The organism is Nitrospirillum pindoramense (assembly GCF_007827955.1).
GTDB lineage: Bacteria > Pseudomonadota > Alphaproteobacteria > Azospirillales > Azospirillaceae > Nitrospirillum > Nitrospirillum amazonense_B.
Map to the genome: position 1 here is coordinate 494,833 of NZ_VITR01000002.1, position 23,585 is coordinate 518,417.

General features: G+C 66.8%; 17 protein-coding genes. 5 read left to right on the forward strand and 12 right to left on the reverse strand.

What is annotated here, in order from left to right; all coding sequences use genetic code 11:
* Positions 1-140: 140 nt before the first annotated feature.
* The 5 genes from FBZ90_RS04890 to pstS all read right to left on the reverse strand — a co-directional run bounded on the left by FBZ90_RS04890 (position 141) and on the right by pstS (position 6,151).
* A complete protein-coding gene (locus tag FBZ90_RS04890; protein WP_186455604.1) occupies positions 141-1,910 on the reverse strand; it encodes a chloride channel protein in 1,770 nt (589 codons plus the stop codon).
* A 305-nt stretch (positions 1,911-2,215) separates the two neighbouring features.
* Positions 2,216-3,031: a phosphate ABC transporter ATP-binding protein PstB gene (gene pstB / locus FBZ90_RS04895; RefSeq protein ID WP_186455605.1), complete on the reverse strand. Its 816-nt coding sequence runs from the start codon at positions 3,029-3,031 to the stop codon at positions 2,216-2,218.
* A gap of 5 nt (positions 3,032-3,036) precedes the next feature.
* The gene (pstA, locus tag FBZ90_RS04900; RefSeq protein ID WP_338121702.1) at positions 3,037-3,945 is read right to left on the reverse strand and encodes a phosphate ABC transporter permease PstA; all 909 of its coding nucleotides are present in this window, start codon (positions 3,943-3,945) and stop codon (positions 3,037-3,039) included.
* Positions 3,946-3,948: 3 nt separating this feature from the next.
* Complete coding sequence (gene pstC / locus FBZ90_RS04905) at positions 3,949-4,920, reverse strand: phosphate ABC transporter permease subunit PstC (protein WP_145729953.1); 972 nt, start codon at positions 4,918-4,920, stop codon at positions 3,949-3,951.
* Between the two features lie 178 nt (positions 4,921-5,098).
* Complete coding sequence (gene pstS / locus FBZ90_RS04910) at positions 5,099-6,151, reverse strand: phosphate ABC transporter substrate-binding protein PstS (protein ID WP_246130155.1); 1,053 nt, start codon at positions 6,149-6,151, stop codon at positions 5,099-5,101.
* A 699-nt stretch (positions 6,152-6,850) separates the two neighbouring features.
* On the opposite strand from pstS, the gene FBZ90_RS04920 reads away from it, so the two are divergent.
* The 3 genes from FBZ90_RS04920 (at position 6,851) to FBZ90_RS04930 (ending at position 10,470) form a co-directional block, all read left to right on the forward strand.
* Positions 6,851-8,407: an OprO/OprP family phosphate-selective porin gene (locus FBZ90_RS04920; protein WP_186455606.1), complete on the forward strand. Its 1,557-nt coding sequence runs from the start codon at positions 6,851-6,853 to the stop codon at positions 8,405-8,407.
* Between the two features lie 276 nt (positions 8,408-8,683).
* The gene (locus tag FBZ90_RS04925) at positions 8,684-9,589 is read left to right on the forward strand and encodes a DUF1003 domain-containing protein (protein WP_246130156.1); all 906 of its coding nucleotides are present in this window, start codon (positions 8,684-8,686) and stop codon (positions 9,587-9,589) included.
* A 167-nt stretch (positions 9,590-9,756) separates the two neighbouring features.
* The gene (locus FBZ90_RS04930) at positions 9,757-10,470 is read left to right on the forward strand and encodes a LuxR C-terminal-related transcriptional regulator (protein WP_145729891.1); all 714 of its coding nucleotides are present in this window, start codon (positions 9,757-9,759) and stop codon (positions 10,468-10,470) included.
* A 145-nt stretch (positions 10,471-10,615) separates the two neighbouring features.
* Here FBZ90_RS04930 and FBZ90_RS04935 read toward each other — a convergent pair whose 3' ends face one another.
* Entirely contained in the window at positions 10,616-11,926 is a 1,311-nt protein-coding gene (locus FBZ90_RS04935; RefSeq protein ID WP_145729892.1) for a peptide MFS transporter, read from the reverse strand.
* Positions 11,927-12,415: 489 nt separating this feature from the next.
* On the opposite strand from FBZ90_RS04935, the gene FBZ90_RS04940 reads away from it, so the two are divergent.
* Together FBZ90_RS04940 and FBZ90_RS04945 are read left to right on the forward strand one after the other, a co-directional pair.
* Entirely contained in the window at positions 12,416-14,002 is a 1,587-nt protein-coding gene (locus FBZ90_RS04940; protein ID WP_145729893.1) for a hypothetical protein, read from the forward strand.
* A gap of 49 nt (positions 14,003-14,051) precedes the next feature.
* Positions 14,052-14,807 carry a sulfite exporter TauE/SafE family protein gene (locus FBZ90_RS04945; protein ID WP_145729894.1) on the forward strand — a complete coding sequence of 252 codons (756 nt, stop codon included), beginning with the start codon at positions 14,052-14,054 and terminating at the stop codon, positions 14,805-14,807.
* Here the strand turns inward: FBZ90_RS04945 and kynB are convergent.
* The 6 genes from kynB to FBZ90_RS04975 all read right to left on the reverse strand — a co-directional run bounded on the left by kynB (position 14,798) and on the right by FBZ90_RS04975 (position 23,544).
* Complete coding sequence (gene kynB, locus FBZ90_RS04950) at positions 14,798-15,451, reverse strand: arylformamidase (RefSeq protein WP_145729895.1); 654 nt, start codon at positions 15,449-15,451, stop codon at positions 14,798-14,800. The genes FBZ90_RS04945 and kynB overlap by 10 nt on opposite strands.
* Before the next feature lie 82 nt (positions 15,452-15,533).
* Complete coding sequence (locus FBZ90_RS04955; RefSeq protein ID WP_145729896.1) at positions 15,534-15,722, reverse strand: hypothetical protein; 189 nt, start codon at positions 15,720-15,722, stop codon at positions 15,534-15,536.
* A gap of 460 nt (positions 15,723-16,182) precedes the next feature.
* Positions 16,183-17,583 (reverse strand): DNA recombination protein RmuC, encoded by a 1,401-nt coding sequence (locus tag FBZ90_RS04960; protein ID WP_145729897.1) that lies wholly within the window; start codon positions 17,581-17,583, stop codon positions 16,183-16,185.
* Between the two features lie 177 nt (positions 17,584-17,760).
* Entirely contained in the window at positions 17,761-19,599 is a 1,839-nt protein-coding gene (locus tag FBZ90_RS04965) for a DUF885 domain-containing protein (protein ID WP_246130157.1), read from the reverse strand.
* Positions 19,599-21,965 carry a glycoside hydrolase family 127 protein gene (locus tag FBZ90_RS04970; RefSeq protein WP_246130158.1) on the reverse strand — a complete coding sequence of 789 codons (2,367 nt, stop codon included), beginning with the start codon at positions 21,963-21,965 and terminating at the stop codon, positions 19,599-19,601. The genes FBZ90_RS04965 and FBZ90_RS04970 overlap by 1 nt, the downstream gene beginning before the upstream one ends.
* Positions 21,966-22,251: 286 nt before the next feature.
* Entirely contained in the window at positions 22,252-23,544 is a 1,293-nt protein-coding gene (locus FBZ90_RS04975; RefSeq protein ID WP_145729899.1) for an NAD(P)/FAD-dependent oxidoreductase, read from the reverse strand.
* Between the last annotated feature and the right edge of the window lie 41 nt (positions 23,545-23,585).

Sequence of the window (23,585 nt, forward strand, 5' to 3'; positions counted from 1 at the left end):
ACAGGTCCGGTGACGGATGCCGCGCCGACTGCCGCGCCAACGTGGGGCCGCCCCCGTGATGCAACATCGGCGCAGCGGGCGCAACGCCTAAGGCGACCGATGCGCTCGTTCCCCGACCATGGGAGAGCAAAGATAGGGCGTCAGACGCCGCCGAACAGGTCGCGCACACCCAGTTCATCGCCACGCCGACGCTCCAACTCCTGGGAATAGCGGCGCAGGGCGTAGGCCTCGGTCAGGTAGCCGACGATGCGGCGGCTGCTCACCCCATCCAGCACCGGCAGGCTGTCGGCATCCCAGTCGGCGAAGCGTTGAAGGGCCATGCGCACCGATTGGTCGGGCAGCAGGAAATGCTCGCGATCCCGCGCCAGTTCCGCCGCGCGCTGGTCGGCCGGCAGCTCATGCTGGGGGTCGTGCACGGCGTTCATGTCCACCCGGCCGGCGAAAGCGCCGCCAGGGTCCAGCGCGAACACCGTCTTGGCGCTGCCGGGTGGATAATGCCCGCGCAGGGCGCCCAGGGTGATGTCCGCCGGCACCGTCTTGGGGTCGCCGCGCATCAGCCGCCCCACGGTCATGTCCTTGACCCAGCCGATGTCATGCCCACCGCGGATCTGCACGCCGCGCTGATGGAAGCGCCAAGTGGCGAAGGAATAGCCGAAAGTCTCACGCACCAGCAGGGTGGAAGCGATGACGCCCATGAGCACGCCGGCGGACGCGCGCAGGTCGCCCGTCAGTTCCAGCACCAGCAGCACCATGGTCACGGGCGCGCCCACCACGGCGGCGGCCAGCGAGCCCATGCCCACCAGCATGACGGCGGACCTCTGCGCCACCAAATCCACAGGCAGCATGGTCCCGATATCCGACACCATGCTGCCGAACAGACTGCCCAGCAGCAGCGAGGCGCTGAACAAGCCGCCGCGGAAACCGGCGCCCAGGCACAGGGCCGAGGCCACCACCTTGGCGACCAGCATCACGAAGGCCAGCCCCAGGCCGTAGCCATGGTCGAAGCCGTACTGCAAGGCACCCTGCCCGCCGCCCAGCACGCCCGGCAGCACCAGCGCCATGGGTCCCAGCAGCAGGCCGCCCAGGATGGGATGGATCGCACGGGGAAACGGCAGCTGGCGGAACAGTCGTTCCGCATACGTAACGGCCTGCATGGTGAGGATGGCCACGGCGCCGGAGGCCAGGCCCACCATCAGGAAGGTGGCGAAGTCGCCACCCCGGATGACCGGGGGTTCCGCCAGGATGAACAGGGCCGGCCGGTTCAGCACCATTTGCGCCACCTGGTTGGCGACCACGGCGGCGACGCAGACGGGGGCCAGGGTGGCCAGGGTATAAGTGCCGATGACCAGCTCGAAGGCGTAGAAAGCGCCGGCCAGGGGGGCGGTGAAGGCGGCGGAAATGGCGGCGGCGGCCCCACAGCCCACCAGGGTGCGCAGATCGTTGCGCCGCAGGTTCAGCCGCCGCCCGAAATTGGAGGCCAGGCCGGCCCCCGTCTGGGTGAACGCCGCCTCCATCCCCACCGACCCGCCGGCGCCATGGGACACGACGATGGACAGGGTCAGGCGCAAGCTGTCGCGCAGGGACATGCGACCGCCATAGAGGGCGTTGGCCTCGATGGGGTCGACGGTGTCGCGGGCGCGGCGGAACAGCAGGGCCAACCCCGCCAACACGGCGCCGCCCACCACCGGAACGGCCAGGGTCAGGGTGGTGGGAATGAACAAGGCGCTGCTGACATGGTCGCCGAACGGGACCTTGAAGGCCAGACTGTGCAGCGCCAACACCAGCGCGTGGAGCCCCGCCACCGCCAGCCCCACGCCGATGCCCACCGGCACGCTGAGCAGGGCCAAGGACAGTTCGGAGGAGCGCAAACCCTTGGGTGTCAGCGCGTGGGTCAGCGCGCGCCAGACCACGGGCAGGCGGCGCCCGGCGCGACGACGGCCACCGCTGGGCGGCGGCGACCCGGCTGGCTGTGCCGCCCCAGCACCCAAATCTTCCCCAACCGGCCCAGACTCCGGGTCCGGGAGGCCGGCCGGTGGGGGTGAGGAAGGCGGGTGGGTATCCATGGTATCAGGCAGATGTGGGCCGCGACCGGTCAGGACAAGGGTGATAACAGGCACCAAGCCGATATGGGCGACAAAAGCGGCGCTTCTATGGAAAAAGGGCGGTCATCCCGGAGGATGCCGCCCTTCCTGTCAAATCGCGCGCAACCGCCGGCTCAGCCGAAGCGGCCGGTGATGTACTGCTCCGTCTTCTCTTCCTTGGGCGCCGTGAAGATGGTGTCGGTGGCGCCGTATTCCACCAGTTCGCCCAGGTACATGAAGGCGGTGAAGTCGGAGACGCGGGCCGCCTGCTGCATGTTGTGGGTAACGATGGCGATGCAGTAGTCGGGCTTCAGCTCATCCACCAGCTCCTCGATCTTGGAGGTGGAGATGGGGTCCAGCGCCGAGGTCGGCTCGTCCAGCAGCAGCACGGCGGGGCGCACGGCCACGGCGCGGGCGATGCACAGACGCTGCTGCTGACCGCCGGACAGGGACAGGCCGCTCTGGCGCAGCTTGTCCTTCACCTCGCCCCACAGCGCGGTCTTGCGCAGGGCCTCTTCCACGCGCACGTCCATGTCGGCGCGGCTCAGCTTCTCATACAGCCGGATGCCGTAGGCGACGTTGTCGTAGATCGACATGGGGAAGGGCGTCGGCTTCTGGAACACCATGCCGACGCGGGCGCGCAGCAGGTTCAGGTCCTGCTTGGGCGACAGCAGGTTCTCGCCGTCCAGCAGCACCTCGCCCTCGGCCCGCTGGTTGGGGTAGAGGTCGTAGATGCGGTTCAGGATGCGCAGCAGCGTGGACTTGCCGCAGCCCGACGGGCCGATGAAGGCCGTCACCCGCTTGTCGAACAGCGGCAGGTTGATGTTCCGCAGGGCGTGGAAGCCGCCGTAGTAGAAGTTCAGGTTGCGAACGCTGATCTTCTCGCGCATGTCGCCGTCGGTGGCGAGGGCCGCCTGGGACTGTTCCGCCGTCATGGAAAGCGCGGTCATGGGGATCACTGGCCTTTCTTGGTGCCGATGGAAGCGAGCATGCGGGCGCCGATGTTGAGGGCGAGGATGGCGACCGTGATGAGGAGCGAACCACCCCAGGCCAGCCGCTGCCAGTCCTCATAAGGGCTGAGCGCGAACTGGAAGATGGTGACCGGCAGGTTCGCCATCGGGGCGTTCATGTTCACGCTCCAGAACTGGTTGTTCAGGGCGGTGAACAGCAGGGGGGCGGTTTCGCCGCTGATGCGGGCCACGGCCAGCAGGATGCCGGTCATGATGCCGCTGCGCGCGGCGCGGTAGGTCACCTGCACGATGACCTTCCAGCGGGGGGCGCCCAGGGCGGCGGCGGCCTCGCGCAGCGACCCCGGAACCAGGTTCAGCATGTCCTCGGTCGTGCGCACCACCACCGGGATGACCAGCACGGCCAGCGAGATGGACCCCGCCCAGGCGGAGAAGTGGCCCATGGGGACCACGACGATGGTGTAGATGAACAGGCCGACGATGATGGATGGCGCCGACAGCAGGATGTCGTTGATGAAGCGCGTCACCTCCGCCAACTTGGTGCCCTTGCCGTATTCCGCCAGGTAGGTGCCGGCCATGATGCCGATGGGCGTGCCGATGACCATGCCCAGCACGGTCATCACCAGGCTGCCGAAGATGGCGTTGAGCAGGCCGCCGGCGCTGCCCGGCGGGGGCGTCATCTGGGTGAACAGGCCCAGGCTGATGGCGCTGAGGCCGTTGATCAGCAGGATCGCCAGGATCCAGACCAGCCACAGCAGCCCGAAGACGGCGGCGCCCACGGCCAGGCCCATGGTGATGGTGTTGCCGACCTTGCGCCGCTTGTAGCGGCCCATGGCGAAGTTGGTGCCGGGGGGCGAGCCGGTAGGCGTGCCGGGGGACATATCGGTGATGGCCATGGATCAGGTCCCCGCCTTGCGGTTCATGCGCACCAGCATAAGCTTGGCCAGCGACAGCACGATGAAGGTGATGATGAACAGGACGAGGCCCAACGCGATCAGCGAGGATGTGTAGGTATCGCCCACCGCCTCGGTGAATTCGTTGGCGATGGCGGCCGAGATGGTCGTGCCCGGCGCCAGCAGGGAGGAGGCGATGTGGTGCGAGTTGCCGATCACGAAGGTCACGGCCATGGTCTCGCCCAAGGCGCGGCCCAGCCCCAGCATGACGCCGCCCACCAGGCCGACGCGGGTGTAGGGGATGGTAATGTCGCGCACCACCTCCCACGTCGTGGCGCCCAAGCCGTAGGCGCTTTCGCGCAGCATGGTGGGCATGGTCTCGAACACGTCGCGGGTGATGGAGGTGATGAAGGGCAGGATCATGATGGCCAGAATCAGGCCGGCCGTCAGGACGCCGATACCGTAGGGCGGGCCCTTGAACCAGGCGCCGATGCCCGGGACGTTGCCCAGGGTGTTGATCAGGAAGGGCTGCACGGTCTTCTGCAGGAAGGGCGCGAACACGAACAGGCCCCAGATGCCGTAGATGATGCTGGGAATGCCGGCCAGCAGTTCCACCGCGATGCCGATCGGGCGCTTGGCCCAGGCCGGGCACAGCTCCGTCAGGAAGATGGCGATGCCGAAGCTGACGGGCACACCCACGAGCATGGCGATGACCGACGTGACCAGCGTGCCGTAGATGGGAGCCAGCGCGCCGAACTTCTCCGTCACCGGGTTCCAGATCTCGGTGGTGACGAAGCCGAAGCCGAAGGCCTTCAAGGCCGGCAACGCGCCATGGATGAGGGAGATGATCACGCCGCCCAGGAGCGTCAGCACCAGGAGGGCGAAGAATAGGGTGGCGCTGCGAAACAGAAGGTCGTTGCGGCGCTGCGTGCGCGCCCGCGGACTTTCCGCGCTGATGTCCGATGCCTTTACCGCCATGTCCACCAAAGCACCCCTCCGGCCATAGGCCCTGCGATACTGAAAACGCGATGACCTAGAAACCCGGATGTCTGTGAAGGAAGCCGACAGAGAGGGAGAGGAGCCGTTGGCGACCCCTCTCCCGACCTCCGTCCCCCGGGGCTGACCCCGAGGGCGCATCCTTCTTACCCGAGTCCTGTTACTTCGACCAGACCGGCTTGCCGTCGGCGGTCTTGATCGTGGACCAGGACTTCTCGACCTGGGAGATCACCGCAGCCGGCATCGGCACGTAGTCCAGCTGCTCGGCGGCGGCCTGGCCGTTGTTGTAGGCCCAGTCGAAGAACTTCAGGGCCTCGGCGACAGCGGCGCCGTCCTGCGGCTGGCTGTAAACCAGGATGAAGCTGGCACCGGTGATCGGCCAGCTGTCGGCGCCCGGCTGGTCGACCAGCACCAGGTAGAAGCCCGGGGCGTTGGCCCAGTCGGCACCGGCGGCGGCGGCCTGGAAGGCCTTGATTTCCGGGCTGACGATCTTGCCTTCCTTGTTCTTCAGCTTGGTGAAGGTCAAGGTGTTCTGCTTGGCGTAGGCGTATTCGACATAGCCGATGGCGCCGTCGGTCAGCTTCACCATGTTGGCAACGCCTTCGTTGCCCTTGGCGCCCAGGCCGGCGGCCCACTGCACCGAGGTGTTGGCGCCGACGCGCTCGGAGAATTCCTTGTCTTCCTTGGACAGGTAGGTGGTCCACAGGAAGTTCGTGCCCGACCCGTCCGAACGGTACACCGGGACGATGGAGGTCTTGGGCAGGTTCAGGCCGGGGTTCAGCGCCTTGATGGCCGGGTCATCCCAGGAGGCGATCTGGCCCAGGTAAATCTTGGCGATGGTCGGGCCGTCCAGCTGGATCTGGCCGGGGGCGATGCCCTTCACGTTGATGACCGGAACGACGCCGCCCATGATCATCGGGAACTGCTGCAGGCCCGCTTCCTTCAGGTCTTCGGCCTTCAGGGGCATGTCCGAGGCGCCGAAGGTGACCGTCTTCGCCTTGATCTGCTTGATGCCGCCGCCGGAACCGATGGACTGGTAGTTCAGCCCCACGCCGGTCTTGGCCTTATAAGCCTCGGCCCACTTGGCGTAGATGGGGTACGGGAAGGTGGCGCCGGCGCCGCTGATGTCGGCAGCCTGGGCGGCGCCCACCATCATCACCGCGGCCGCGGCGGCAACCATGCCCTTCAGCAGGTTCTTCGGTTGAAAGTTCACGGGATTCCCCCACGGGTTGGAACGTCTTAGTCGACCATCTCGGGGTCCCGGCGGCCCGCCCAGGGGGTATGCCCCCGCGACCGCTCCTGATCCCGTCTCGACGGGCGGACCCTAGATTCCGGGTCCTGAACCTTTGGTGACGAGTATGTTACGGTTTTGTGAAACTGTGGGCCTATTGTCGCAGCCCACGCCCCCGTTCACGCCCCGTACCCCGCCGCCGGCGCGCAACACCGCCGGTGGCGGGCGGGCGGTGCGGACCTCCGACGATTCTCAAATACTTTTCAAGCGTGCCTGTGCCGGCTTCCCCGCCGGATCTTTTCTGGCCCGGCGGCCGGGCATTATCGGCCGGCGCAAGCACGTGCCCCGGTGCGCCCTATTCACAACACTATAGATGCAATGGAGGGGGGCCGGCTCTTTTTTCACCGGCTTCAGGCGGTCGCGGCTCTACTACGGTAGTCCGGAATTTGTTGCCCCGCCTTACTTTAAGCCCGCTAAAACACCCGACTCGGAACTGTTGCATCGCGGCCACAGGCAGCCCCTTTAATAAATCTGTCAACCTTTAGCAGTCTCGCTGTCATGCTATATTGCTACCGAGCGCTTCGTGAGGGCCGCAGCCCAAACGCTCCAAACGCGTGACGTCGGCCCCGAAACCGGGATTGGGCGGCATGCCGTAGACCGGATGATGGGAGAATCTAGGAAATGAACCTCAAGACCGTGTTGCTCGCTGGCACGGTGCTGGGCGTGGCTTTCGCCGCCGCCGGCGCCTCCGCTGCAGAAACCAAGAAGTCGAACGCCGCCTCCGCCACCGCCGCCGCGGCCGCCACCCCGCTGGCCACCCAGGCGCAGATCGACGCGCTGAACAAGCAGATCCAGGCGCTGCAGGCGCAGCTGCAGGCGATTGCGACCCAGACCGACGCCGCCAACAAGGCCGCCGCCGAGTCCAAGGCCGCCGCCGAGAAGGCCGCGACCTCCGCCACCGCCGCCACGGCGAACCTGCCCAGCATCACCTTCCCGAACGGCATCCCGACGTTCTCGTCCGCGGACAAGGCCTTCACCTTCCAGCCCGTCGGCCGCATGCAGCTGGACTACGGCTGGAACATGCAGGACACGAAGAACCCGGACAACCGCTCCAACAAGGACATCACCGACGGCTTCAACTTCCGTCGCGCCTACATCGGCTTCGCCGGTAAGATGTTCAATGACTGGACCTACAACGCCACCGCCGACTTCTCGGGCCGCACCAACGCCAGCGGCCGTCTGCAGACCGCGCAGCTGTCGTACAACGGCTTCAAGGGCTGGATCATCGACGTCGGCGCCATGCAGCCGGCCTTCACCTTCGAAGACAGCATCAGCTCCAACGACATCGGCCTGGTCGAGCGTCCCGGCATCAACAACGTCGTGACCAGCCTGGTGGCGAGCGAAGGCCGCTTGTCCGCCGGCGTCCGCACCTTCGGCGATAACTATTTCGCCGACGTCTACCTGACCGGCGACACCGTCAACACCAGCGCCCAGACCACCGGCGACGACCAGCACGCCGTGTTCGCCCGCGCCGCCTACCGCCCGATCAACGACGAGCACACCATCGTCCACATCGGCGCCGACATCGGCTACCTGTACGCTCCGCCGCAGACCAACCTGGTCGCCGGCAGCGTGACGCCCGCCCAGGCGCACGTCGTGTCCCTGTCCGAACGCCCGGAAAACCGTTACGGCGGCCTGGGTTCCATCCTGAACACCGGCAACATCAACGTCAGCGACGTCACCATCTACGGCGGTGAAGCCGCCGTGCGGTACGACAGCTTCTGGGTGCAGGGCGAAGGCTACCAGGTCGACCTGACCCGTCGCTTCACCCCGGCCGCCACCAACGACCCGAGCTTCTTCGGCTACTACGCCGAAGCCGGCTGGGTGCTGACCGGTCAGAAGCGCAACTACGTCGCCAACCAGGGCGCCTTCAGCGCCCCGACGGTGGACAAGCCCTTCAACCCGATGACCGGCAACTGGGGCACTTGGGAAGCCGTGGCGCGCTACAGCTTCCTGAACCTGAACTCCGACACCTGGGCCACCAACACCGCCAACCGCGTGCGCGGCGGCCAGCAGGAAGTCTGGACCCTGGGCCTGAACTGGTACGCCACCCCGAACGTCAAGATGATGCTGGACTACCAGTTCATCGACGTGAAGAAGTACTCGTCCGCCACCAACAACACCCAGGTGGGCGACAACTGGCAGTCCTTCGGCGGCCGTATGCAGTTCACGTTCTAAGGCTGGCCGTCCTTCCCCATGGGTCACCAAGGGCAAGGAGCGCCTGTTCAAGGGAAACCCCGCCGGTCCGCCGGCGGGGTTTTTCTTTGGCTGCGGCACCCTGCCCCCCCGTCCGTTCTCCGGGCGGGACATATCATCCCACCCGACGGTCGCGGAAAATTGTCATAGTTCGGTTATAGAAACGCTTATCAGTATCGGTGCCCCCCGGCGTCAGGGGTTGAGCAGCCAAGAGCCAGGATCAAGAGGACAAGTGCGATGGAAGAGGGGCGCGGCGGCATGAACCCGCAAGACCAGGGCGCGGCGCAGCCGGCACGGGACGAAACCCAGGAAGCCGCCATGGCTGCCGAACTGGCGGCCGAGGCCGAGGAGCTGGCCGACATCGATCTTGGTGACGAGGGCAGCGACGACGGCGGCATGGATGACGGCGGGGAAGGCGTGGAGGACGAGCCTGGCCTGGACGGAGCGCCCGCGTCCGATGGTACCGCCCCGGCCAGTGGAAAGCGGGTCGCCTGCGGGGTCACCGGCAAGCTGCGCCCCAAGCGCGACCTGATCAGCCTGGACACCCTGCGCCCCAGCCTGGCCGTGCGCATCCGCCGCGACCATCCCGGCCTGCCGGCCGACGCCCTGGTCAGCCGCGGCGTGGTCGCCCGCTATCGCTCGTTGTATGTGGAAGAACTGCTGCAGCAGGAAAAGGGCGAGTTGACGGAGCTGGACCGCCAGGTGGCGGAGAGCATCGCCACCCACGAGACCCTGGCGGAGAACATCGAGGAAGGCTACGCCGAGGAGCGCACCCTGGGGGAGCGCATGTCCGACCATCTGGCCAGCTTCGGCGGCAGTTGGACCTTCATCCTCACCTTCGGCGCCTTCCTGATCGCCTGGATGATCTTCAGCGGCTTCGAGGGAGAGAAGTCGTTCGACCCCTATCCTTTCATCCTGCTGAACCTGATTCTCTCCTGTTTGGCCGCCATCCAGGCGCCCATCATCATGATGAGCCAGAAGCGGCAGGAGGCGAAGGATCGCCTGCGGTCGGAAAACGACTACCGGGTGAATCTTAAAGCTGAATTGGAAATACGTCATTTACACGAAAAAATTGACTATCTCATCCAGCGGCAGTGGAAACGGCTCACGGAAATCCAGCAGCTACAACTGGAAATTATGCAGGAAAAGCGCTACCGCCGTTGACCCGGCACCCCTTTCGAAACCCGTCAAGTCCTTTCCTGGCTAGCTACTGCGGGGTGAATACGCGAAAGGGCTAAAGCGACAGGACACAAGTGAGGGTTGTTTTATAACGCGAAAGGGCCAATATTAAACACTCCGAGCTAGTTGCAACTGCGTCGGAGGTTTGGATCATGGCCGCCCATGATGTTCTGGTGATCGACCCCAGTACCCTGTTCCGTCAGGGCTTGAGACAATTGCTGCCCGAGGATTTCCGCGTCGTCGCGGAAGCGCGGGATGTGGAGGCCGTTCGCGCTGAGCTGGCCGCGCCCACACCAAATGATACACCGGGGGGCAAGCCGACCGCCCGGGATGCCGTTACCCGGGAAATCTCCCTGGTCCTGTTCGACGTGACGGACGCGGCGGAGTTCAGGACGTCCGTCAGCCAATTGCACGCCGCGTTCCCGGATGCCCGTCTGGTTTACCTGACCAACGGCTTCGACGCGTCGCGCCTGCGCATGGCGCTGGAGGCCGGGATCGACGGCTACCTGACCAAGGACCGCTCCTCCAACGCCCTGATCCAATCGCTGCATTTGGTCATGCTGGGGGAGAAGGTGTTCCCGTCCGATCTGGCGCTTCTGCTGACCCAGCAGAGCCAGGCCGGAACGGTCGGCACCACCGGTCCGCACAAGGGCCTGTCGATGCGCGAAACCCAAATCCTGCGCGCCCTGGTCAAGGGTGAGAGCAACAAGGTGATCGCCAATGGCCTGCACATCACCGAGGCGACGGTGAAGGTCCACCTGAAGAGCCTGCTGCGCAAGATCAACTGCAACAACCGCACCCAGGCGGCCATCTGGGCCCTGAACAACGGGCTGACCGAGGCGACCCCGACGGCGGGCGCCGCCTGACCTTCCTCGTCTCTCCTGACCGGGACGAAAATCGGCAGGATCAAGAAAAAGGCCGCTGTCCCAGGCAGGGGACGGCGGCCTTTTCTTTTGCTGCCCTTCACACCGGGCGATGGCCCGGGGGCCTTCACACCGGGCGATGGCCGGTTCAGGGGATGGCCGGCCCCCGCTGGCGTCGCAGGGCCACGCCGTAGAAGATCACCCCGGCCAGGATGAGCAACGCCACCTGCCCACCGAAATAGGCGACGGGGGTCAGCCGGTCATACAGCTGGACATAGAGCCCGCCCACCATGTCGCCGGCGAAGACCGTCAGGTAGAACACGGCGGTGATGGAGGATTTCAGCCGGGCCGGCGCCTCCATATAGGCCCACTGCAGGCCGATCATGCTGATGCACAGCTCACCGAAGCCCAGCACGATGTTGGAAATCAGCATGAACCAGATGCTGACAGGATGATCCTTGGTCGCCAGCAGGCCGGCCAGCGCCATGATCGCGATGGAGGCGGCGGTGATGCCGAAGCCCACGAACACCTTGGTGCGCGCTGGCGTCAGGGTGCCGCGACGCCGGTCCACGCCGCCCCAGAAGGCGTTGAAGATGGGGGTGAGCAGGATGATCATCAGAGGGTTGACCGCCTGCAGCTGATCAGGGGTCAGCTCAAAACCGAAGGGCCAGAAATTCAGGTCGATATAGTCGCGGGCGAAGAACACCCAGGTGGTGGCCGTCTGGTCATAGGCCATCCAGAACACCAGGATCATGGGGAAGGCCAGCAGCATGCGGACCAGGCGGGTCCGTTCGTCCGGCGTCATGCTGGAGGCGGGCTGGCCGGTCTTGGCGCGGGCCGCGGCCCGATCGGCCGCGTTTTCCTGCGGGTAGAAGCGCTTGCCGGCGGCGAACACCACCAGGGCCACCGTCATCAGGGCCGCCGGCAGCATCAGCGCCACCTGGTACCCCGCCTTGTCGCGCACCCAGGGCAGCGCGTAGGAGGTGACGAAGCCGCCGATGTTGATGGCCACGTAGAAATAGCTGAAGGCCTTGTCCATCAGGGCTTCCTTGCCCTGTTCCTGGTACATGCGGGCCATCAGCGGGCTGACGTTGGGTTTGATGGCGCCGGCGCCCATGGCCAGCAGGGCGAGGCTGGCATACAGCATCCAGGGGCTGCTGGCGAAGCCCAGGACCACTTGTCCAAAGATGTAGGGGAACGAGAAGAAGATGATGGTGGGATAACGGCCCAGCCAGCGGTCGGCGATGACGCCGCCGATGAGCGGCAAGGCGTAGCAGGACGCCATGAAAATCTGGATGACGGTGGCCGCGTCGCTGTCGGAGAAGCCCAGCTGCGAAGTGATGTAGAGCGCCAGCAGCGTCCGCATGCCGTAGTAGCAGGCGCGTTCGGCCAACTCACCCCAGAAGACGAACCAGAAACCGACCGGATGCCGAACGCGTGCCGTGACCTGTGCCTGCATGCCCAAATCCTTGGAAAGTATGGTGCCCGTTGCGCGGTCCCGCCCGGACGGACACGCCCCGCCGTCCCTGTCCGGGTACGGCGAGCCTGTCCATTCACGCCCGCGCCGCCCTGCCGCCGTCGGCCCCCAAGCCGCGGCGGATGTGCCCACCTGTTGTCCATCGCGCGGGCCGCCCGTTCCTGGGACGCCCCACTGTTTCTCTGGCCTGCTTCGTTAGGGGAATCGGCATCGCGACACAAGCCGAATCACAAAACGCCAGCGTGTCAAAAAATTTAATCGAAAATGCCCCGTCACTGCGGTGCTGGCGGCAAACCGCCTGGCCATCATTGCCGCAGCAACCGCGATCATCGGCGCCCCGCTTCCAGAAGCTGCGCGCGTGAGGCAAAGTGTAGCGCCAGCATAAACGGGGGATCCCGTATTCCCCTTTCGCTGGTTGTCCCTCTTTTGATTGTCTTGTGCGCTGCGGGAGCGGCCTGTTAATTGGCGAGGATGATGGTTGCCCTGGATGCCAGCGCGCGCAGCGACGCCCGCCCCCGTAGCATGGACCTGCCCGTGGCGACGGTGCTGGGCCTGGTCGCCTTGGCGGTGGTCCTGGCCCCGCTGTTCTTCGTGCTGGTGCCGCCGCTGACGGACTACGCCAATCACCTGGCGCGCATGGACATCATTGCGCGGCTGGGTCAGGAACCGCTGCTGCAACGGTTCTACGCCATCGACTGGCAGGTCATCCCCAACCTGGCCATGGACCTGGTGGTGCCCCCCTTCGTGCGCCTGGTGGGCGTGTTCGTGGCCGGCAAGCTATTCATCGCCGCCATCATCATCAGCATCGTCAGCGGCACATGGGCCCTGCATCGCGCCCTGCACCGTACGGAGCACGGCCCCGGTGGCGCCAACGCCCTGCTGGCCATGGCGTTCATGTACAACGGCATCTTCCTGCTGGGCTTCACCAATTTCCTGTTCGGCATCGGGCTGGCGCTGTGGGGCACGGCCATCCGCCTGTCGCTGCGCAACCGGTCGCACCTGCAGCGCCTGCTGGCCTCCGCCGCCACCGTGCTGGTGCTGTTCGTCTGCCATCTGTTCGCGGTCGGCCTCTATGGCATGGCCATTTTCTGCCTGGAAGCGCCCGGCCTGCTGCGCCGCCCCTGGCGCCAGGCCCTGCGCCACTTGGGCCTGATGGCCCTGCCCTTCCTGCTGGTCTTCCCCCTGCTGGCCGCCAGCCCCACCCTGGGCCTGGCCGACCAGGTGGTTTGGAGTTGGGTGGGTAAGGGCGAGGGCCTGCGCTTCCTGGTCACCACCTTCCATGAAAATTGGGAGGTGCCGCTGGGCTGGGTGGCCCTGGCCGTGGTTGTCGCCCTGCTGGCGACCCGGCGCATGCACCTGCACGCCGCCGGGTGGATGCTGCTGGCCACCGGCGCCGTCACCTACATCGCCATGCCCACCATCCTGTTCGGCTCCGCCTATGCCGACGAGCGGCTGCCGGTGGCACTGCTGTTCCTGTGCCTGGGCTTCGTGCGCTTCGAGTTCCGGGGCCGCCTGGGCCGCATGACGGCGCTGGCCGCCATCTTGGCCATCATCGTGGCGCGCAGCGTGGTCATCGTCGGCGACTGGATGCCCCTGAGCCAGGTCTACAAGGACATGCGCGCGTCCATGGCCGCGGTGGAGCCGGGCTCGACCATCCTGGTGGCGGAGGCGACGGTGCCCACGGGTGACGTCAACTTCAACGCCGCCTTCAGCCATGCCCCTTGCCTGGCCATCATCGACCGGCAGAGCCTGGTCAGCACGGCCTTCAGCGTGGCAGGCAAGCAGATCCTGACCGTGAAGCCCGCCTATACCGAGCGGGTGGACCGTGAGGATGGCGACCCGCCCAGCACGGGCGAGATGATGAAGGCCGTGGCCAGCCCCTTCCCCGCCGGCACGTACTTCTGGCAGGACTGGCAGCGGGACTATGACTACGTCATGGTGCTGAACACCGAGGCCGGACATCGGGAGTTGACGGGCTTGGCCGATCTGGTCCATGAGGGAAAGGGCTTCCAACTCTATCGCGTGCTGCACGACGTGCCCCCGGCCTCCGCGCCCTAAGGCGAAGCCGTCGGGGACCTAGCCGCCCCCCCCCCTGCCGGAATTTGCCATGGATCCGTGGACCTGGGCCTTGCTGATCGGTGCCGCCTTCGTGGCCGGCATCCTGAACGCAGTCGCCGGCGGCGGCAGTTTCCTGGGCTTCCCCGCCCTGGTCTTCGCCGGGCTGCCCCCTGTGACCGCCAACGCCACCAACACCGTGGCCCTGTTTCCCGGCTCCTTCGCCAGCGTCTACGCCTACCGGCGGGAGTTCCAGCCCATCCAGGGTGTGGGCATGGTGCCCATGGTGGCCGTCAGCCTGGTGGGCAGCGTCGCCGGCGCCCTGCTGCTGCTGTGGACGCCCGAGTCAGTGTTCGTGGCGCTGGTGCCCTGGCTGTTGCTGATGGCCACCCTGGTCTTCACCTTCGGCCGCCGCCTGGCGGCGCTGCTGGAGGGCAGCGTGCGCCTGACGCCCACGGCCCTGCTGTGCTGCCAATTCGTCATCGCCATCTATGGCGGCTATTACGGCGGCGGGGTGGGCATCCTGTCCATGGCGGCCATGACCCTGTTCGGCCTGCGCGACATGCACGCCATGAACGCCTGGAAAACCCTGCTGAGCGGCAGCCTGAACGCGATCGCCACCCTGACCTTCGCCCTCAGCGGCCGGGTAGTGTGGGCGCCCGCCCTGGCCATGATGGTGTCGGCCGTCGCCGGCGGCTACCTGGGCGCCGACGTGGCGCGGCGGCTGCCAGGCGACCACGTCCGCCGCTTCGTCATCGTCACCGGCGCCGCCATGACGGTGTACTTCTTCGCCAAGGCCTATCTCTGAGGCCATTCCCGCAGCACGGCGCGCACGGGCGAGGCGTCGGCGTTGCTGAGGGGCAGCGGCAGGGCGATCAGCTCGTAAATCCCGTCCGGCACGGCATCAAGCACCAGACCCTCCAGCACCGCCAGGCGATGGCGGTTCAGCATGGTATGGGCCGGCAGATCCTTGCTGTCCTGCGGGTCCAGCGACGGCGCGTCCGTGCCCAGCAAGACTCCGCCCTGCCCGGCCAGCCAATCGATGAGCGCCGGGTCGATGGCGGTGTAGTCCGACCGCCACGCCTCATGCGGGAAGCGGTCATAGCTGTGCAGCAACAGGCGCGGCACGCCGGGCCGCCAATGGGGCGCCACGTCGTCCACCGTGGCGAAGGGCGTGCCGGGCGGCACGGTGATCACCTGCGCCGGTCCCAGATAGGGGGCCAGGTCCAACGCCCCCGCCGTCAGGCCAATGGCGTCATAATGCAGGGGTGCGTCGGCGTGGGTGCCGCTGTGGGTGGACATGACCAGCCGGCTGACGTTCACCGGACAGCCCGGCTGGATGGACCAGGTCCGCTCCTCACCAAAGGCCGTGTCGCCCGGCCAGACCGGCAGGCCGGGGCGCAAGGGCTGGCTGATGTCCCAGAGGCGGGCCGGAGGGGGTGTCGCAATCATGCGGGCGGCTCCCGGAGGATGGGGCCGCCAGTTTAACGCCGAGGTCGACGGGGTGCGCAACTATTCGCGGGCGTGCCGTGTATCAGTGCCCGGCCTGACCGTCGGCTACCTGAGCGGAAGCCGGGGCGCCGGCGGTGTCCACCGTCGCATCGGGCGGGGAACTCAAGACCACGGCCGTCAGGAAAGCGCATACCGCCGCCAGCACCGCCAGATCAAAACCCCGGCCCCGGTCATTCAGGCGGCGGGCCAGGCGGACAAGGGTGGTGGGCATGGGCGTGGTCCCGATCGGCGCCGGACAATGTTCCGGCCTGAGTGATACGGCGTAAACACCCCAACCCTGCGCGTTAAAAAGCCTATGGCGAAAAAAGACGGCGGCGAAAAAAGACGGCCGCGTCGCTTGAGGGTGCCCAGACTGAAATCCTCAAGACAAACGCGGCCGCCTGGCGGGGGGCTCTGGGAGAACAACCCCCTACTCGTCAACACCGAGATCACTCTGTCCCCAAGCGCCAGCAGGCCGCAGCGCGACCGTTAGCGGCCGCTTGGGGCAAGTGAGGTTTGATCCGGTGCCATGATGGTGCGATCCCGTCCCTACTTATCATTCCGGGTATGTCGCGCGAGCGTCAGCGCAACCCCCGGTGGATAGGCAAAGGTTCCCAGGATCAGACAACGCTGTCAACCCTGAATCCGCTGAACCTTTCGGGTAGTCTAGTGGCAGGGAAGGACAGGTTTTGTCAGGTCAGGGACAGGGTCCCAGCGGTGTCCAGGGCCGCCGCCCGGTCCTCCGCCCCATCCTCGCGCAGGTCGGCGGGAATGGCCTTGGACGTCTTGGCGCCCATGTCCTTCAGTTGTTCCACCTGGCGCACCAGGTTGCCGGTGCCGGTGCTGAGTTTGGTCATGGCGCCGCTGTAGCTTTTCTGCACCCGGTCCAGCTGGGTGCCCAGGCTGCGCATATCCTCCAGGAAGCCGACGAACTTGTCGTACAGCTTGCCGGCGCGGTCGGCGATGGCCTCGGCGTTGCGGTTGCGGCGCTCCACCTGCCAGACATTGGCCACGGTGCGCAGGGCCACCATCAGGGTGGTGGGGGTGGCGATGGCCACGTTCATGTCGGCGGCATAGGCCGTCAACGCCGGGTCCTCCTGCACCGCCACGGCCAACGCGCCCTCGATGGGCACGAACATCAGGACGTAATCCAGGCCGCTGCCCACGGCGCCGGTGTAATCCTTGGCCCCCAGGGTCTTGATATGGCTGCGCAGGGAGACGACGTGGCGGGCCAGCGCCGCCATGCGTTCCACCTCATCGCCGGCGTTCACATGCGCCTCGAACGCTGTCAGCGACACCTTGGCGTCGATCACCACCCGCTGCCCACCCGGCAGGTTCACCACCACGTCGGGGCGCAGGCGGCCGCCATCGGCGTCCGTCCGGCTTTCCTGGGTCACATATTCCTCGCCCTCGCGCAGGCCGGAGCGTTCCAGGATGGTGGACAGGATCATCTCGCCCCAGGCCCCCTGGGTCTGGGCCTTGCCCTTCAGCGCCTGGGTCAGGTTGTGCGTCTCGCTGGTCATGCGGGCGCTGGTGTCGGTGAGCTGGCGGATTTGCTGCGCCAGCGCCGCCCGGTCCTTGGCGCTTTCCGTATGGGCCAGTTGCAGGCCCTGCTGGAACTCCACCATGCGGTCCCGCAACGGCACCAGCAGGCCGTCCAGCTGGGTGCGGTTCTGCTTGGCGAAGGTCTCGCCATGGCGGGTCATGACCTCGTCGGCCAGGACCTTGAACTCCTTGGCCATGGTCTCGCGCGCCTGGGTCAGGAGGGCCAGCTTCTCATCCGCCTGCCGCAGCTCGCGCGCCAGCGCTTCCTTCGATGCGGCCAACGCCTGGGACAGGCGGGCGCCCTCTTCGCGCAGGGCCGCCACGTCGCGCTCCAGCAAGGGGACGCGGGACGCCCGCTCCCCCTCCACCGCCAGGCGGCGGTCGACATCGGCCTTCGCCTCCCGCAGGGCGGCCAGGTCGGCCTCCAGCAGGGCCAGCCGCTCCGCCTGCTCCGCCCGGGCGCCGGCCCCCACCAGGCGGGCGGCCACCAGGGCCACGACCAGCGCCGCGGCGAAGCCAAGGGCCAGGGAAATAAGGTCGAGCGGCATGGGACGGCGTCCTACTCAAGAAGATGGGGGCACCGTTTGATACACCCACCTCCGCTTGAGGGAAAGGCATCATAAGAACAAAACGGGGACGGATGTCGCCATCCGCCCCCGCCTGTTCATGTTGCCTCAGTCTCCGGGGCCTGTAGCGGCGTGGGTCAGACCACGCCGCGGCTCACCTCACTGCGCCGGGTACGGGCTCTTGCCGCCCTCGGCGATGAAGCGGTCGATGCGGGCCTCCAGCACCGGCAGGGGAACGCTGCCCAGCTTCAGCACCGTGTCGTGGAAGTTGCGCAGGTCGAACTTCTCGCCCAGCGCCTTTTCCGCCTTGGCGCGGGCCTTCAGGATGGCCATCTCGCCCAGATAGTAGGACAGGGCCTGCCCCGGCCAGGCGATGTAGCGGTCGACCTCGGTCTCGATCTCGTGATCGGCCAGGGCGGTGTTGTCGTGCAGGTACTGTTGCGCCTGCTCGCGCGTCCAGCCCTTGGAATGGATGCCGGTGTCCACCACCAGGCGGGCGGCGCGCCACATCTGGTAGCTCAGCATGCCGAAGCGCTCATACGGCGTCTCATACATGCCCATCTCATCGCCCAGCTTCTCGCAGTACAGGGCCCAGCCTTCGCCGTAGGCGGAGATGTAGACCTTCTGCCGGAACTCCGGCTGGTCCTTCTGTTCCGCCGCGATGGGCATCTGGAAGGCGTGACCGGGGGCGGATTCGTGCAGGGTCAGGGCCGGCAGGGCATACAGGCCGCGCGACGGCAGGTCATAGGTGTTGACCAGGTAGACGCCCGGGCCGCCCCGGCCGGAGGTGTAGAAGGGCGCGATGTCCGCCGGGACGGGGATGATGGCGAAGCGCTGGCGCGGCAGATAGCCGAAATACTGGTCGGCCTTGCCATCGAACTTCTTGGCGATCCAGGCCGCCCGCATCAGCAGCTCTTCCGGCGTCTTGGCGTAGAACTGCGGATCGGTACGCAGGAACTTCAGGAAGGCGGGGAAGTCGCCCTGGAAGTTGGCCTGCTTCATCACGTCCAGCATCTGGGCGTGAATCTTGGCCACCTCTTCCAGGCCGATCTTGTGGATCTGGTCCGCCGTCAGGTCGACGGTGGCGAACTCCTTGATCTTGGACTGGTAGTAGGCCTTGCCATCGGGCAGGGATTCCGCCGCCAGTTCGGTGCGGGCGCCGGGGATGTACTCCTCACGCATGAACTTCAGCAGCGCCTGGTGGGCGGGCACCACCGACTTGGTGATGGCGGCCACCGCCGCCGCGCGCAGTTCCGCATGGGTCGCGGCCGGGATGGTGTCCGGCATCGTCTTGAAGGGCGTGTAATAGACGTTGTCTTCCGGCGTCTTGGCCTCGGCCACGTTCACGATGCCACTGTCACGCCCCGCCAGGGTCACCTTGGGCGGGGTGAATCCGCGCTTCAGACCGGCGCGCATATTCACGATCTGCTCGTTGAAATAGCGCGGCATATCGTTCATCTGGCCGATGAAGGCCTTGTACTCCGCCACCGTATGCAGGGTGCGGCGGGCCCCGCCGGCCATGTTGGACCAGAAGGAGCTGTCGGCGTTCAGCGGCTTCTCATAGTCCTTGAACTTCTGGCTGGCCAGCAGCACCGCCACCTGGTCGCGGTAGATGCCATAGTTGACCTTGGCCTCGGGCGACAGGTCGGCCTGGGGGATGGCATCCAGTTCCTTTATGACGCCTTCCCAGACCTTCAGACGCTTTTCCTGGGTGGCGGCGTCCACCTTGGGCAGGCGATTGGCGGCGGTGTCGCTGCTGTCCTCGTCATCCTCGCCCTTGAACTCCTCCTGACGCCACTTCCATTCCTTGGTGTAGATGGCCTTGAACTGGGCATCGGCCTTGCCGGCCGCGGCGGTCGCCGCGTGGGCCACACCGATGATGGGGGCGGTCACGGTGACCTGGCCCCCCGTAATCTGATCCAGGGTCAGGACACCGGCGCACAGGGCGGTGCCGACCAGCAGGCGGGTGGCCAAACGTCTTAAAGGCAGGCGGTACATCAGATAGGCGCTCCCTGAGAGGCTGACGCTGCGACGACGCGGCACCCGAAGACGGGCCCCGCGGAATAGCCGGTCTCCGGCTCGAAACGGACGACGACGCTGGACTTGCCCGCCGTCAGGTTGGCGGGAATGGGGTATTCCACGTCAAAGAACTCACCCGGCCGCTCCGCGTCCAGCTTTTGCGTGGCGATGCGGGTGCCGTCGACCAGGATGTGGAACAGGCGCTTGCGCTCATCGCCCCAATATGTGGCCTGCAGCACCATAGCGCCGGCGCGAACCTTGGCCTTGAACTCGAAGAAGCCGCCGGTGCGGGCATCGCGGCCGTTCCGGCCCCGGTAGGTCACGGGGTAGGAGATCTTGGCCTCCAGCCCATGGTCACGCTCCGGCTGCATCTCACCCAGATGCATGACATCGACGGAGCGCGCCTGGATGTCGCGCTGGCGGGCGGCCTCCTGCGCCAGGGCCGCCTCCGCCGTCTTCCATTGCGCCTCGGTGTAGCGCTTGAAGTAGACGGCCGTGCGGCGGGTGTACTGCTGGTAGAAGGGCTTGAACTCCATGTCGCCCGGCCGGCCGATGCCGGCGGTGCGCCATACCAGGGCGTCGGGCGTCGCCCGCTGGAAACCGTCCAGGACGGAGGCCGAGACCAGCGCCGGCGCCGGACCCTGGAAGGCCTCCGACACCGGGCTGGGCTGGGGCGAGCCGGTGGGCGCCTCGCTCCTGGGCGCCGGGCCCAGATCGGCCGCCAGCACCAGGGGGCCGTGCAGGAAGGCCACGGTGTCAGCGTCGTCGTTGGTCGATTCCAGGCGCAGGGCCATGGGCAAGCGCAGGGCGACCGCGTCGCCCGCCCTCCATTCCCGCCGCACGACGGCATAGCCGTTCCGCAGCGCCAAGTCCTGCGGCTTGCCGTTCACCGCCAGGGTGGCGCCGGTGCACCAGGCGGGGATGCGGAGGCTGATGGCGAAGCTGGCTGGACGCTTCAACGCCTTCAGCGTCAGCAGCACCGTTTCAGCTTCCGGATAGCGGGTGTCGAGGTCGATCACCACCCCCCGCTCCGCCCAATTCAGGGTGGAGGGGATGTAGAGGTTGACGGCCAGGTCTTCGGCACCTCGGCGCCAATAAACGCTTTCGCCATGCTTGGCATGGCTTTCCATGCCGGTGCCGACGCAGCACCAGAAATCCTCCGTGGGGGTGGAGAACTCGCGCGCCGAGCCGGACATCAGCGGTGTCATGTAGGTGAACATGCCGGTGGCCGGGTTCTGCTGCGCCAGCACGTGGTTCAGATGCGCGCGCTCATAGAAATCGAAGTAATGCGCGTTGGCCTGGCGGGCGTACAGCAGGCGGGTCAGCTTCAGCATGTTGTAGCTGTTGCAGCCCTCACAGGTCTGTTCGGTGATGTGGCGGGAGATGCTGCGCGGTTCCTGAAAATACTCCCGGTCCGCGTTGCCGCCGATGACGTAGGAATGGTTGGTGGTGACCGTCTGCCAGAAAAAGGCGGAGGCCTTGGCATGGCGTTCCGCCCCCGTCAGCTCCGCCAGGCGGGCGAGGCCGATCAGCTTGGGGATCTGGGTGTTGGCGTGGATGTTGGCCAGTTCGTCCCGGCCTTGCGACAGGGGCACCAGCACCTTGGCATGGTAGAGGCGCTCCGCCAGCAGCAGCCAGCGCCGATCGCCGGTGCGGGCGTACAGCTCGGCGAAGCTTTCGTTGATGCCGCCGTGTTCGCAGTCCAGCACCTTCTGGACCTGCTCATCATTCAGGTGGCTGAACACCTCGTCGATGTACCCGCCCAGCTTGACGGCCACGTCCAGGGCCTGGGTGTTGCCGCACAGGGTCTGGGCGTCGAACAGGCCGGTGTAGAGCTTGTGCCAGTTGTAGAGCGGGACCCAGCAGCCGTTGAGGTCGAAGCCGGCGGAGCGGATCTCACCGCGCCGCAGCTCATCGAACACGACCTTGCCATCCTCGACGATGTCGCCGCGCTTGCGGGTGAAGCCGGCGACATAGCCGTCGCCCTGGGCCTTCTGGCATTCCGCCAGCTCGGCGACGATGTAGTCCACCCGCCGCTTGCATTCCGCGTCGCCGGTCTGGGCATGCATGAGCGACAGCGCACTCACATAATGGCCCAGGGTGTGGCCGGCGATGGTGTCGGCCTCCCAGCCGCCATAAACCTCGCCCTTGGGCTGAAGTCCGGCGCCACTGCGGAAGTTGTGCAGCAGGCGGTCAGCCTCCAGGCTGTGGAGATAGACCAGGTTGGCGTCCACCGCCGCCTTGAAGGGTGAGGGCTTGAGCCGCACCGCCGACAGCGGGAAAGGTTGGGCCGTATCGGCACCCAGCGGCGGCACCAGGGGGGCCGCGACCGCCGGCATCGCCATTAAGGCCGCGCCCGACGCCGCGCCACGCAGAATCGTCCGCCGGGACGGGGTGCCGAAGGATACCCCACGGCCGTCTCCCAGATCGCGCACCATGCTCAAGCCCCTCTGTTTTTGATTTTTGAGTTTTCAGCGCACGCATCAAAGCGTGACGGCACCGCGAGCGACGCCGGCGGCGCAAAGGGACCCAACTGCCATTGGGGTTCAGTGTCGATTTTGGGATACGATATACGATATCGAGCCATAGAGAACTACGCCTCCGGTCTTAGGACGGAAGTGGTGGAAACGGTCAGGAGAAGCGGTCCAGCGCCATGGCCGGGTCCGGCGGTGTACGGCCGGCCACGATGTCCACCATGCGGCGGGCGCTGACCGCCGCCAGGGTCAGCCCCAGATGCTGGTGCCCACAGGCGGCGTACAGGCCGGGATGGCGGCGGCTGGCGTCCAGGATGGGCAGGTAGTCCGGCAGGCTGGGCCGGCAGCCCGTCCATTCGGTGCTGTCGCCGCCCGGCGCCATCAGGCCCAGTTCCCGCAGATGGTGGCGCAACAGGGCGGGACGGCGGGGGTCGGGCGCGTCATTGGGACCGCTGAAATCGGTGAAGCTGGTGGCGCGCAGGCCCATGGTCATGGGCGTGACGATGACGGTGCGGTTCTCGAACACCACGGGGCGATCAAGTTCCCCATCCGGCACCCCGCCGGGAATAACGACATGATAGCCGCGCTCCGCGATCAGGGGAACGCGATAGCCCAGCGGCTCCAGCAGCGTGCCGGAGTCCACGCCCATGGCCACCAGGACGGCCCCGGCCTCGATGACGCCGCCGTCATGGCGCAGGCGCCACCGGGCGCCATCGGTTTCAAGCGCGCGCACCTCGGCCTTTTCGATGCGCCCACCCCGGGCGACGAAGGTGGCGGCCAGGTCCTGGGTCAGGCCGTGGGGGTCGTTGACGTGGCCGGTTCCGGTATAGGTCATGCCGCCGGTGACGCGGGCGCGCAGCGCCGGCGGCAGGTCGGGCCAATCCCGCGGCGTCGCCCCCCAGGCCATGACGGGAACGCCCAACGCCCGAGCGGCCGCCATGGAGGCGGCGATGGCGGCCTCGGGCGCGGCACTTTCCCAGACGCTGTGATGGCCGCGCGTCTGGAAGCGGCCTTCGGCCCCCGTCCCCACCAGCAGGGTGCGCCAGTCCTGAATGACGGTTTCGATCAGGCCGGACAGCACGGCCGTGCCGTGGGCGTGAGCCCGGGGCAGGCAGGCGGCCAGGAAGTCGCGGGCCCAGCCCCGCGCCAGGATGGGCAGCGCCCCCTTGCGGATGCCCAACGGCCCCGTCGAGTCCAGCAACAGGCCCGGCACGCGGCGCAGCGTGGCGAAGGACGCCAAGGGCAACAACTGTTCCGTGGCGATGTGGCCGGCATTCCCGTAAGAACAGCCCATCCCCGGCTGATCCCGATCGACCAGGATGACGTCATGGCCATCGCGCACCAGGGCCAGCGCCGTCGCCGTGCCCACCACGCCCGCCCCCACCACCGCGATGGTGCCGGACCCGGGCCGGAACGGCATGGGTGGGTTGCTGGCATCGGCGGAGGACATGTTCAGAGCCCCTTGATTGGATACAATATCCCATTATAATA